The sequence below is a fragment of the Rahnella bruchi genome (assembly GCF_003614975.1).
Lineage (GTDB): Bacteria > Pseudomonadota > Gammaproteobacteria > Enterobacterales > Enterobacteriaceae > Rahnella > Rahnella bruchi.
Map to the genome: position 1 here is coordinate 118,974 of NZ_QZWI01000015.1, position 11,680 is coordinate 130,653.

General features: G+C 52.9%; 10 protein-coding genes. 7 read left to right on the forward strand and 3 right to left on the reverse strand.

Going from position 1 to position 11,680, the window contains the following annotated elements; genetic code table 11:
* Window positions 1–25: 25 nt before the first annotated feature.
* A complete protein-coding gene (gene rfaH, locus D5398_RS20670) occupies window positions 26–514 on the reverse strand; it encodes a transcription/translation regulatory transformer protein RfaH (protein WP_208646038.1) in 489 nt (162 codons plus the stop codon).
* Between the two features lie 172 nt (window positions 515–686).
* Here rfaH and pepE point away from each other — a divergent pair, with 172 nt between their 5' ends.
* From pepE to fre, 3 genes are all read left to right on the forward strand, one after another.
* A complete protein-coding gene (gene pepE / locus D5398_RS20675) occupies window positions 687–1,412 on the forward strand; it encodes a dipeptidase PepE (RefSeq protein ID WP_120509302.1) in 726 nt (241 codons plus the stop codon).
* A 192-nt stretch (window positions 1,413–1,604) separates the two neighbouring features.
* Window positions 1,605–3,095 carry a 4-hydroxy-3-polyprenylbenzoate decarboxylase gene (ubiD, locus tag D5398_RS20680; RefSeq protein ID WP_120509303.1) on the forward strand — a complete coding sequence of 497 codons (1,491 nt, stop codon included), beginning with the start codon at window positions 1,605–1,607 and terminating at the stop codon, window positions 3,093–3,095.
* A 48-nt stretch (window positions 3,096–3,143) separates the two neighbouring features.
* Window positions 3,144–3,845 carry an NAD(P)H-flavin reductase gene (gene fre / locus D5398_RS20685; RefSeq protein WP_120509304.1) on the forward strand — a complete coding sequence of 234 codons (702 nt, stop codon included), beginning with the start codon at window positions 3,144–3,146 and terminating at the stop codon, window positions 3,843–3,845.
* A 134-nt stretch (window positions 3,846–3,979) separates the two neighbouring features.
* Here the strand turns inward: fre and fadA are convergent, their stop codons facing one another.
* Together fadA and fadB are read right to left on the reverse strand one after the other, a co-directional pair.
* Window positions 3,980–5,143, reverse strand: coding sequence for an acetyl-CoA C-acyltransferase FadA (gene fadA, locus D5398_RS20690; protein ID WP_120509305.1), 1,164 nt, complete (start codon window positions 5,141–5,143; stop codon window positions 3,980–3,982).
* Window positions 5,144–5,154: 11 nt separating this feature from the next.
* Window positions 5,155–7,347 (reverse strand): fatty acid oxidation complex subunit alpha FadB, encoded by a 2,193-nt coding sequence (gene fadB, locus D5398_RS20695; RefSeq protein WP_120509306.1) that lies wholly within the window; start codon window positions 7,345–7,347, stop codon window positions 5,155–5,157.
* 189 nt (window positions 7,348–7,536) lie between these two features.
* On the opposite strand from fadB, the gene pepQ reads away from it, so the two are divergent.
* Genes pepQ through hemG form a run of 4 tightly spaced genes read left to right on the forward strand, consistent with a single transcriptional unit; the run spans window position 7,537 to window position 11,528 of the window.
* Complete coding sequence (gene pepQ, locus D5398_RS20700; protein WP_120509307.1) at window positions 7,537–8,868, forward strand: Xaa-Pro dipeptidase; 1,332 nt, start codon at window positions 7,537–7,539, stop codon at window positions 8,866–8,868.
* Window positions 8,868–9,479: an IMPACT family protein gene (locus D5398_RS20705; RefSeq protein WP_120509308.1), complete on the forward strand. Its 612-nt coding sequence runs from the start codon at window positions 8,868–8,870 to the stop codon at window positions 9,477–9,479. Before pepQ ends, D5398_RS20705 begins: the two co-directional genes overlap by 1 nt.
* Window positions 9,480–9,514: 35 nt before the next feature.
* Complete coding sequence (gene trkH, locus D5398_RS20710) at window positions 9,515–10,966, forward strand: Trk system potassium transporter TrkH (protein WP_120509309.1); 1,452 nt, start codon at window positions 9,515–9,517, stop codon at window positions 10,964–10,966.
* Between the two features lie 22 nt (window positions 10,967–10,988).
* Window positions 10,989–11,528, forward strand: coding sequence for a menaquinone-dependent protoporphyrinogen IX dehydrogenase (gene hemG, locus D5398_RS20715; RefSeq protein ID WP_120509310.1), 540 nt, complete (start codon window positions 10,989–10,991; stop codon window positions 11,526–11,528).
* The last annotated feature ends 152 nt before the right edge of the window (window positions 11,529–11,680 follow it).

Sequence of the window (11,680 nt, forward strand, 5' to 3'; positions counted from 1 at the left end):
CGTCTCAGTATGTGGAAAATAGCGGTCAGAGTTTCTGGAAGTGGGTATTTTCAATGCTCTGGCGAACAGGCTGATTGATAAGGTTGAGCATCAGCAGTGACCGGGCCTCACCATCGGGCTCAGTATAAATAGCTTCGATACCGGCGAAAATACCGTCAGTAATGACAACCGAATCGCCTTCATATGGCGTATCAGGATCGCGAACTTCAATCGTCGGTGGCTCCATCAGCTGTTTGATCACATCCGGCTGAACGGTTGCCAGTTTTGTACCAAAGCGAATGAAGTGGCTGACACCACGCGTTGCGTTGATCGTCGTGGTATGGATTCGCTCAGGGTCAAACTCGATGAACATGTAATTTGGAAACAAGGGCTCGCTGACCGCCGTGCGGCGTCCGCGCACCATTTTTTCCAGTGTGATCATCGGTGTCAGACAGTTAACCTGTTGGCGCTCAAGATGTTCTTTGGCGCGCAGAAGCTGACCGCGTTTGCAATAGAGTAAATACCAGGATTCCATAGGTTCCCACATTAAAACGTTGAGCGGGGCAGCATACCAAAAGCCGCTCATGAGATACAGACGGCGCAAGTCTTTGCAGACGTTTGCTGATTGTCGACCCGTTATCTTTTATTATCGAAGAAAAGCACGATCCTATCCCCTCTATCAGTCTTATTTTATCAGGAGAAGTCTCATGGAGTTGTTCTTACTGAGTAACGGTAAGCTCTCAGGCGAATCGGAGTTACTGGGCTACGCGAAAGCGCGTATCAAGATGATGTTACAGGCCCGCAAGATTACGTCTGCTGTCCTCATTCCTTATGCGTTGATTCGCAGTGATTACGACGCGCGTGCGAAAGAACTTTCAGATGCGCTGGGCATTCAGGTTAGCAGCATTCATCATGCAGAAAGTCCTGCAGAGGCGATTGCCAGTGCAGAATGTATTCTTATCAGCGGTGGCAATACCTGGATGCTCAACCAGCTGTTGCATGAGAACAGCCTGATCGTACCTGTCCAGCGCGCGGTGCGTGAACGCAATGTGCCATATATTGGCTGGAGCGCGGGTTGTAATGTCGCGACGCCTAGTATTCGTACCACCAATGATATGCCTGTGCGTAATTCCGTGGTGCTGCCTGCTCTCGGATTGTTCCCGGTGCAAATCAATCCGCATTATATTGATGCGCATTTAAGTGGTCACATGGGTGAAACCCGTGATGAGCGTATTGCAGAATTCTGTGCGGTGAACCCGTCTGAATCGGTGATTGCGTTGCGTGAAGGCAGTTTGTTGCAGGTGTCCGGAAACGATCTGAGCTATTTTAGTGCCAAAGACCAGGGCTTCAAAGTCTTCCGTCATGGACATGAAACGCAGGAATATCAGGATACTCAGGCGATTAAGTCTCTGGTACCTTTTAACTGCCAGTAATTTTCGCAGAGATTTCAATACGCACCGTCAGACCAGAAATAACAGGACTGACGGTTATACTGCTTTTTCGTTATCAGACTTTGCTTAGGGTAAGCGCTTTACCAAAAAGAAACCTGCTGATAACAAAAAAGCAGCAACAACCCCGGAGAGGCTCTATAATGCCCTCCTTCAACCCGGCGACCCAGAATTAGCATGAAATACCGTGATTTACGTGACTTCCTCTCGTTACTCGAAAAGAGAGGCCAGCTGAAACGCATTAGCCAGTCTGTCGACCCTTATCTGGAAATGACTGAGATTGCCGATCGCACCTTGCGTGCTGGCGGCCCGGCTCTGTTGTTCGAAAATCCAAAAGGCTATGACATGCCGGTCCTGTGCAATTTATTCGGCACACCGCAACGGGTGGCGATGGGCATGGGCAAAGAAGATGTCAGCGCGTTGCGTGAAGTCGGTGAATTGCTGGCGTTTTTGAAAGAACCCGAGCCGCCTCGCGGTTTTCGGGATTTATACGATAAAGCGCCGAAGTTTAAACAAGTGCTGAATATGCCAACCAAAGTGCTGCATTCCGCACCTTGTCAGGAACAGATTTGGGAAGGCGACGCCGTTGATATCACTAAAATTCCGGTAATGCAGTGCTGGCCGGAAGACGCCGCGCCGCTGATCACCTGGGGTCTGACCGTCACCCGTGGCCCGAATAAACCGCGCCAGAATCTGGGTATTTACCGCCAGCAGGTGCTGGGCAAAAACAAAGTGATCATGCGCTGGTTGTCCCATCGCGGCGGTGCGCTGGATTTCCAGGAATGGTGCCAGCAGAATCCGGGCCAGCGTTTTCCGGTTTCCGTAGCATTGGGTGCCGATCCGGCTACTATCCTTGGTGCTGTGACACCGGTTCCCGATACGCTTTCTGAATATGCCTTCGCGGGTTTGTTGCGTGGCAATAAAACGGAAGTCGTGAAGTGCATTTCTAACGATCTGGAAGTCCCGGCCAGTGCTGAAATTGTGCTGGAAGGGTACATCGAGCCGGGTGAAATGGCGCCTGAAGGTCCTTATGGTGACCATACCGGCTACTATAATGAAGTAGACAGTTTCCCGGTGTTCACGATTACGCACATGACGCAGCGTAAAGACGCTATTTATCATTCGACCTACACCGGCCGTCCGCCGGATGAACCCGCGGTTCTGGGGGTGGCGCTGAATGAAGTGTTTGTGCCAATCCTGAAAAAGCAGTTTCCGGAAATCGTTGATTTTTATCTGCCGCCAGAGGGTTGCTCCTACCGTCTGGCTGTCGTTACCATGAAGAAGCAGTACGCCGGTCATGCCAAACGCGTGATGATGGGCGTCTGGTCATTCCTGCGTCAGTTCATGTACACCAAGTTTGTGATTGTGTGCGACGACGATGTGAATGCCCGCGACTGGAACGACGTGATTTGGGCGATTACCACCCGCATGGATCCCGCACGGGATACGGTACTGGTAGAAAACACGCCAATCGATTATCTCGATTTTGCCTCTCCGGTTTCGGGGCTGGGCTCAAAAATGGGGATGGATGCGACCAACAAATGGCCTGGTGAAACGCAGCGTGAATGGGGGCGTCCGATTGTGAAAGATCCGGAGGTCACCGCGCGTATCGACGCTATTTGGGATGAACTCGCTATTCTTAATGATAAAGACGATGCGAAAAAATAATCGAATCTTTGTCCTACGCTTTGCTTTGATGACCCACAGAGGGAACGCATGACAACATTGAGCTGTAAAGTGACCTCGGTTGAGGCGATAACGGATACGGTGTATCGCGTCCGCCTCGTTCCGGAAGCGCCTTTCTCGTTCCGCGCGGGTCAGTATCTGATGGTCGTTATGGACGAGCGCGACAAGCGCCCGTTCTCACTGGCCTCTACGCCTGCGCAAAACAATGTGATTGAGCTGCACATCGGCGCGTCAGAACTGAATCTGTATGCGATGGCGGTCATGGATCGCATTCTGAAAGAACAGGCGATCACTGTGGACATTCCTCACGGCGATGCCTGGCTGCGTGAAGACGGCGAACGTCCGCTGGTGCTGATTGCCGGTGGTACCGGATTCTCCTACGTCCGTTCTATTCTTATCACTGCCCTCGAGCAGCAACCACACCGTGACATCTCCATTTACTGGGGTGGCCGCGAGCTGAAGCACCTGTATGACCTCGGTGAACTGGAAGCGATGAGCATCAATCATCCGAACCTGAAAGTGATCCCGGTAGTTGAACAGCCGGAAGATGGCTGGCAGGGCAGAAGCGGTACGGTTCTGAGCGCAGTTTTACAGGATTTCTCCTCGCTGGCTGAGCACGATATTTATATCGCCGGTCGTTTTGAGATGGCTAAAATTGCCCGTGAACGTTTTGTCGCAGAACGCTGTGCGCAGGAAGATCGTCTGTTTGGTGATGCCTTCTCTTTCATCTAGCTATTTAGTGATGAAGATGAAAGATGAAAAAGCCCGCCCCTGACAGGCGGGAAAACGGCAACTAAAACGGGTAATAATGATTTATAAAAAGCGGACTCTACGTCCGCTTTTTTGTTTTTTGAGGAAAGAGGAAATCAGACGCGTTCGAAAACGGTCGCGATGCCCTGACCCAGACCGATACACATAGTCGCTACGCCAAACTGGACGTCGTGACGCTCCATCAGGTTCAGCAGCGTGGTGGAAATACGAGAGCCGGAACAGCCGAGCGGATGACCGAGCGCGATGGCGCCCCCGTTCAGATTGACGCGATCTTCCATGGTTTCCAGCAGTCCCAAATCTTTCACGCACGGTAGGGCCTGTGCAGCGAAAGCTTCGTTCAGCTCGAACAGACCGATGTCCTGCACGCTCAGCCCGGCACGTTTCAGAGCCAGACGCGTTGCTGGTACCGGACCGTAACCCATAATCGACGGGTCACAGCCGACCACCGCCATCGCACGGATCCGTGCACGGGCTTTCAGACCTAAAGATTGGGCATGGGATTCACTCATCAGCAGCATTGCCGATGCGCCATCGGACAGGGCAGAAGACGTCCCCGCCGTAACGGTGCCGTTGACCGGGTCGAACGCCGGACGCAGTGCCGCCAGTGTGGCGACCGTGGTCTCCGGGCGGATCACTTCGTCGAAATCATAACGGATCAGTACACCTTGCGCGTTATGGCCTTCGGTCGGGACAATTTCATTGGCAAAGTGTCCGGCAACCGTGGCGGCATGTGCGCGCTGATGGGAGCGCGCGGCAAATTCATCCTGCATTTCACGGCTGATCTGATGCATCTTCGCCAGCATTTCTGCCGTCAGTCCCATCATTCCCGCTGCTTTGGCCACGGTTTTGCTCAGGCCCGGATGGAAATCCACGCCGTGATTCATCGGTACGTGGCCCATATGTTCCACGCCACCAATCAGACTGACTTGTGCATCACCAACCATAATAGCGCGCGCCGCATCATGCAGAGCCTGCATGGAAGAACCGCACAGGCGGTTGACTGTGGTCGCAGGAACACTGTGCGGAATTTCCGCCAGCAGCGACGCGTTACGGGCAATGTTGAAGCCTTGTTCCAGCGTCTGCTGGACACAGCCCCAGTAAATATCATCAATATCTTTGGCGTTCAGTGCCGGGTTGCGGGCCAGTACGGCACGCATCAAATGTGCGGAGAGATCTTCAGCCCTGACGTGGCGGAATGCGCCGCCTTTCGAACGGCCCATTGGCGTGCGGACTGCGTCAACAATGACTACGTTTTCCATGATTTCGGTCCTTATGCCTGATTACCGGTGCTGAAGTTTTCCAGCGGAGCCGCAACCGGATAGTAACTTTCATTGGTTTGCGCTTTGGCGCGTAACCCTTCCGGTGCCTGATACATCGGCCCCAGATGTGCATACTGTTGGGTCATTTTCAGATATTCTGCGGTGCCGAGAGTATCGAGGTAACGGAACGGGCCGCCGTGGAACGGAGGGAATCCGATACCGTAAACCAGCGCCATATCGGCTTCCGCCGGGCTGGCAATAATGCCTTCTTCAAAGCAGCGCACCACTTCGTTAATCATCGGGATCATCATGCGGGCGATGATGTCCTGCGGTGAGAAGTCCGCGTGTGCCGGTTTCAGGTTGTCGGCCAGCAGGCTGATCGCCTGTTCATCGACTTCCTTGCGCGGTTTGCCCTTGCTGTCCTCGCTGTAACGGTAGAAACCGAGTTGGTTTTTCTGACCGAAGCGGCGGTTGTCGAACAGGACATCTACGGCATCGCGGTAATCGCGGGCCATACGCTGAGGGAAACCGGCAGCCATGACCGCTTGAGCATGATGCGCGGTATCAATACCGACTACGTCCAGCAGATAGGCCGGGCCCATCGGCCAGCCGAACTGTTTTTCCATCACTTTATCGATCTGGCGGAAATCCGCACCATCACGCAGCAGCAGACTGAAACCGGAGAAATACGGGAACAGCACCCGGTTAACAAAGAATCCCGGACAGTCATTTACAACGATCGGCGTTTTACCCATCGCCAGTGCGTAAGAAACGATGCGCGAAATAGTTTTGTCTGACGTTTTCTCGCCACGCACGATTTCGACCAGCGGCATACGGTGAACCGGGTTGAAGAAGTGCATACCGCAGAAGTTTTCCGGACGTTTCAGCGAGGAAGCCAGCTGATCGATAGGAATGGTCGACGTGTTTGAGGCCAAAACGGTGTCGGTGCCGAGCAGGGATTCTGCCTCAGCCAGCACCGCAGCTTTCACTTTTGGATTTTCAACCACGGCTTCGACCACCACATTGGCGCGTTCGATGCCGCTGTAGTCCAGCGTCGGATGAATAGTTGAAAGCACTTTAGCCATTTTCAGACCGTCGAGCTTGCCACGCTCCAGTTGCTTGTTCAGCAATTTGGCAGCTTCGTTCATGCCCAGTGTCAGGGACTGGTCGTTGATGTCTTTCATCACCACCGGTACGCCTTTTAGCGCGGACTGATAAGCGATACCGCCGCCCATAATACCCGCGCCCAGTACGACGGCCTGCTTAGGTTTCTCACTGTCTTGCGCCAGTTTTTTTGCTTTACCTTTCACGAAATTATCGTTAAGGAAAATGCTGACCAGCGCGCGCGCTTCTTTGGATTGTGCAAGCGGAACGAAACTGGCGGTTTCCAGCTGTAATGCTTCATCGCGGCCAAGACGGGCAGCGGCTTCAATGGTTTTTACTGCAATCATTGGCGCCGGATAATGCTTACCGGCATTTTGCATGACCATACTTTTGGCAACGCTGAAGCTCATCGCCGCTTCAATCTGGCTAAGTTTAAGCGGCAGACGTTTCGGGTCACGGCGGCTGTGCCATTCCAGTTTGCCGTCAACGGCGTTTTTCAGCATGGTGATGCCGGCGTCGCGCAGTTTATCCGCTTCAACCACTGCATCGACCAGCCCGACTTTCAGAGCTTCTTTTCCGCTGATATTTTTACCGGCGGCGATAATTTCCAGCGCACTGTCGGTGCCAATCAGGCGCGGCAGACGCACGGAGCCGCCGAAGCCCGGCATGATGCCTAAACTGGTTTCCGGCAGGCCAATACGTGCATCAGCGGTGCTGATACGAAAATCTGTCGCCAGCACACATTCGCAACCGCCGCCCAGCGCATATCCGCTGATGGCAGAAAGCGTCGGCACCGGCAGGTCTTCCAGCCGGTTAAAAATGCTGTTGGCGAAATCCAGCCACTCATGCAGTTTTTCGGCTGGGGCATTGAAGAGGGATAAAAATTCAGTGATGTCCGCGCCCACGATAAACGCCGGTTTGGCTGAACTGAGCAGCAGACCTTTTAGGTCAGACTGTTTTTCAAGCATCGCAATCGCTTCGCCCAGGCTGGCGACAGTTTGGGTGTCGAGCTTGTTAACCGAGCCTGGAGCGTCAAACACCAGCTCCGCGATACCGCCGTCGAGCCAGTGCAGGTGTAATGTTTCGCCTTGGTAGAGCATGTGTCTCTCCTGAATCATCTGGGATGATCTGGTATGACCAGATGCTTTCGAGTGTGGTTTTTATGTTAATAATTTGCAAATGAGATGTGTTTTATTTGCAGGCAAGATCACAAACCTTCCGGGACTATGGTCGCGGTGAGGCTGTGGTAAGATGCTGCATCGTCTTTCAGGTGAAAAAAGGACAGTTGGATGGAATCGCTTACTACGCTTTATAAAGAACATATCGCCACGCTGCAGACGCGTGCCCGTGAAATTCTGCAACGTTCTCAGCTTGATGCGTTACTGATTCACTCCGGTGAATTGCTGACGACCTTCCTTGATGACCACAGTTATCCGTTCAAAGTAAATCCGCAGTTCAAAGCCTGGGTGCCGGTCACTCAGGTGCCAAATTGCTGGTTATGGGTGGATGGCGTGAATGCGCCGAAGCTGTGGTTCTATTCGCCGGTGGACTACTGGCACAGCCACGAGCCGCTGCCGGAGACTTTCTGGACAAAAGAAATTTCCCTGACGCCGCTGGTCAACGCTGATGACATCAAAGGCCAGTTGCCCGTTGATCTCAAGCGCGTCGGTTATATCGGTTACAGTCAGGATCGCGCGATCAGCATGGGTATCCCTGCGGCAAACGTGAACCCGAAAGCGGTGCTGGATTATCTTCATTATCATCGCGCCTACAAAACGGATTACGAACTGGCCTGCATGCGTGAAGCGCAGAAAGTGGCTGTGAGCGGCCATCGTGCGGCGAAAGAAGCGTTCCTTTCGGGCATGAGTGAATTTGATATTAATCTGGCGTATCTGACGGCCACCGGTCACCGTGATACCGACGTGCCTTACAGCAACATTGTTGCGCTTAATGAACACGCTTCCGTGCTGCATTACACCACGCTCGATAATCAGCCGCCTGCCGAAATGCGCAGCTTCCTGCTGGATGCGGGTGCAGAATACAACGGTTATGCCGCTGATCTGACGCGTACCTATGCCGCAAAGCCGGACAGTGATTTCGCCGCGCTTGTCAAAGATCTGAATACCGAAGAACTGGCGGTGATCGATACCATTAAAGCCGGTGTGCGCTATACCGACTATCATGTTCAGATGCATCACCGTATCGCCAAACTATTGAAAGCGCACAAGCTGGTGGTCGATATCAGCGAAGACGCGATGGTGGAACAGAACCTGACCGGGCCTTTCCTGCCGCATGGTCTGGGACATCCGCTGGGATTACAGGTGCACGATGTGGCGGGTTTCATGCAAGACGACACCGGTACGCATCTGGCGGCACCTTCGCAATATCCTTATCTGCGCTGTACCCGTGTCCTTGAGCCGGGAATGGTGCTGACCATTGAGCCAGGTTTGTATTTCATTGATTCGCTGCTGTTACCCTGGCGTGAAGGGCAGTTCAGCAAGCACTTTGCCTGGGATCGCATTGAGGCAATGAAACCTTATGGCGGCATTCGTATCGAAGACAACATTGTCATCCACGATAATCGTATTGAGAATATGACACGTGATCTGAAGCTGGCCTGATGCAGCCTTACTCCGTCCCCGCTGAGCCTGTCAGTTTCAGCGAAGAAATAAAGAAGAGCCGTTTCATCACTCTGCTGGCGAGAACTGAGGGGGTTGAAGCGGCGAAAGCTTTTATTCAGGAGATCAGAAACCAGCATCCTGCCGCACGTCATCACTGCTGGGCGTTTGTGGCTGGCGCGCCGGGTGATTCTCAGCAGCTGGGATTTTCAGATGACGGGGAGCCTGCGGGCACAGCAGGCAAACCTATCCTCAGTCAGCTGATGGGAAGCGGGGTCGGAGAAATTACCGCTGTCGTCGTACGTTATTACGGCGGCATTATGCTGGGAACCGGCGGTCTGGTAAAAGCCTACGGCGGCGGTGTTCAGCAGGCATTAAAGCAACTTGTCGTGCAGCAAAAAGTTCCGCTGGCGGAATTTGCGGTGCAGTGTGATTACAGCCAGTTACAGCTGGTGGAAACGCTGCTTTCTCAAGTCGGCGGGCATATTTTACGCAGTGAGTTTGGCGCTGCGGTAGATCTCGTTCTGGCGTTGCCCGCCGCTGATGCGCCGGCCACGGTCAGTCACTTATTCGATATCAGCCGTGGCACGCTTATCCTGCGTCCGGTTTCTTAATTTTCTATGGTTAATTCGCTGAGGAACGCACCAGCATGCATTTTCGTGCCATAACACGCATCGTGGGGGTGCTTGTCATCCTTTTCTCGGGAACGATGATCATCCCCGGACTGGTCGCTTTAATTTACCGTGATGGTGCGGGGCGTGCATTCAGTCAGACATTCTTTGTCGCCCTGACCATCGGGCTCTTACTCTGGCTTCCCAACCGGAAACAAAAGAGTGAGCTTAAGCCACGCGAAGGGTTCCTGATTGTGGTGCTGTTCTGGACGGTGTTGGGCAGCGTCGGGGCATTGCCGTTTCTGTTCTCTGAGCGACCGAATCTTTCCCTTACCGATGCCTTCTTTGAATCTTTCTCCGGTCTGACAACGACGGGCGCGACCACGCTGGTCGGGCTGGATTCCCTGCCGAAGGCGATTTTATTCTACCGGCAGATGCTGCAATGGTTTGGCGGGATGGGGATCATTGTGCTCGCCGTGGCCATTCTGCCGATATTGGGTGTCGGAGGGATGCAGTTGTATCGCGCCGAAATGCCGGGGCCACTGAAAGATAACAAGATGCGCCCGCGTATCGCCGAGACGGCCAAAACGCTGTGGCTTATTTATGTTCTGCTGACCATTGCCTGTGCGCTGTCCCTCTGGGGCGCAGGGATGTCAGTGTTTGATGCGATTGGCCACAGTTTCTCGACGATTGCGATTGGTGGTTTCTCCACGCACGACGCCAGCATCGGCTATTTCCATAGCGGCACCATTAACACCATTGTGGCCGTATTCCTGTTGATTTCCGGCTGTAACTACGGCCTGCACTTTGCAGTACTGAGCGGACGCAATCTGAAAGTGTACTGGCGTGATCCGGAGTTCCGTATGTTTATCGGCGTGCAATTCACGCTGGTCGTCATCTGTACGGTGATTCTGTGGATCCACAATACCTACGGTTCCGGGCTGGAAACGTTGAACCAGGCCTTTTTCCAGGTGGTCTCGATGGCGACCACGGCGGGATATACCACTGACAGCATTTCCAAATGGCCACTGTTCCTGCCACTTCTTTTGCTTTGCTCTGCTTTTATCGGCGGCTGTGCGGGTTCGACCGGTGGCGGCCTGAAAGTTATCCGTATCCTGCTTCTCTATTTACAAGGCTCGCGCGAGCTGAAAAGGCTGGTTCACCCGAATGCGGTTTACACCATCAAACTGGGTAACCGTGCTTTGCCGGAACGTATCATTGAAGCGGTGTGGGGGTTCTTCTCTGCCTATGCACTGGTCTTCATTATCAGCATGTTGGCGATTGTGGCGACGGGCGTGGATAACTTCTCGGCTTTTGCTGCGGTCACGGCCACGCTGAACAACCTGGGGCCGGGATTAGGCGTTGTGGCCGATAACTTTGCATCTATGAATTCGGTGGCGAAATGGATCCTAATCGTCACCATGTTATTTGGTCGTCTCGAAGTCTTCACATTATTAGTACTGTTCACGCCGACCTTCTGGCGCGAATGAGTTTTAAGAAAGGGAAACAAGAATGAAAGCGTTGATACTCTATTCAAGTCGTGATGGTCAGACACATGCGATAGCTTCTTATATAGCAAATGAGCTGAAAGAGAAGTGCAGCTGTGATGTTATCGACCTCGTTCATGCCGAACATATCGATTTGAAAAACTATGACCAGGTCATGATCGGCGCCTCTATACGTTATGGCCATTTCAATCCGGTGCTGGATAAGTTCGTTAAAAAACACATGCAGACTCTGAACCAGATGCCTTCGGCATTTTTCGGTGTGAATCTGACGGCGCGTAAAGCAGAGAAGCGGACTCCGCAAACCAATGCCTATGTGCGTAAGTTCCTGCTGGCCACACCGTGGAAACCAGTCATATGTGCAGTATTCGCTGGAGCGCTGCGTTATCCGCGATATCGCTGGCTCGATAAGGTGATGATCCAACTTATTATGCGCATGACAGGCGGCGAAACAGACACCCGTAAAGAAGTGGAATACACCGACTGGGAGCAGGTGGCTAAATTCGCAGAAGATTTTGGCCAGATATCGTATAAAAAATCGCATTAATGCGGGCTTAATAGACGTATAGACCAAAAAGAAAGCATTCGAAAAGTTTTTTTTAATTAAGGGTTGCGGCCTTCTGAGAACTCCCTATAATGCGCCTCCACTGACCGGGAACAACGACTCCTCTAACGAGAACCAAGTCGCCCAGTCAGGAA

Excerpts from the sequence above, each read along its gene's own strand:
- rfaH (WP_208646038.1), bottom strand. The coding sequence starts at position 514 with ATGGAATCCTGGTATTTACTCTATTGCAAACGCGGTCAGCTTCTGCGC.
- pepE (WP_120509302.1), top strand. The coding sequence starts at position 687 with ATGGAGTTGTTCTTACTGAGTAACGGTAAGCTCTCAGGCGAATCGGAG.
- ubiD (WP_120509303.1), top strand. The coding sequence starts at position 1,605 with ATGAAATACCGTGATTTACGTGACTTCCTCTCGTTACTCGAAAAGAGA.
- fre (WP_120509304.1), top strand. The coding sequence starts at position 3,144 with ATGACAACATTGAGCTGTAAAGTGACCTCGGTTGAGGCGATAACGGAT.
- fadA (WP_120509305.1), bottom strand. The coding sequence starts at position 5,143 with ATGGAAAACGTAGTCATTGTTGACGCAGTCCGCACGCCAATGGGCCGT.
- fadB (WP_120509306.1), bottom strand. The coding sequence starts at position 7,347 with ATGCTCTACCAAGGCGAAACATTACACCTGCACTGGCTCGACGGCGGT.
- pepQ (WP_120509307.1), top strand. The coding sequence starts at position 7,537 with ATGGAATCGCTTACTACGCTTTATAAAGAACATATCGCCACGCTGCAG.
- D5398_RS20705 (WP_120509308.1), top strand. The coding sequence starts at position 8,868 with ATGCAGCCTTACTCCGTCCCCGCTGAGCCTGTCAGTTTCAGCGAAGAA.
- trkH (WP_120509309.1), top strand. The coding sequence starts at position 9,515 with ATGCATTTTCGTGCCATAACACGCATCGTGGGGGTGCTTGTCATCCTT.
- hemG (WP_120509310.1), top strand. The coding sequence starts at position 10,989 with ATGAAAGCGTTGATACTCTATTCAAGTCGTGATGGTCAGACACATGCG.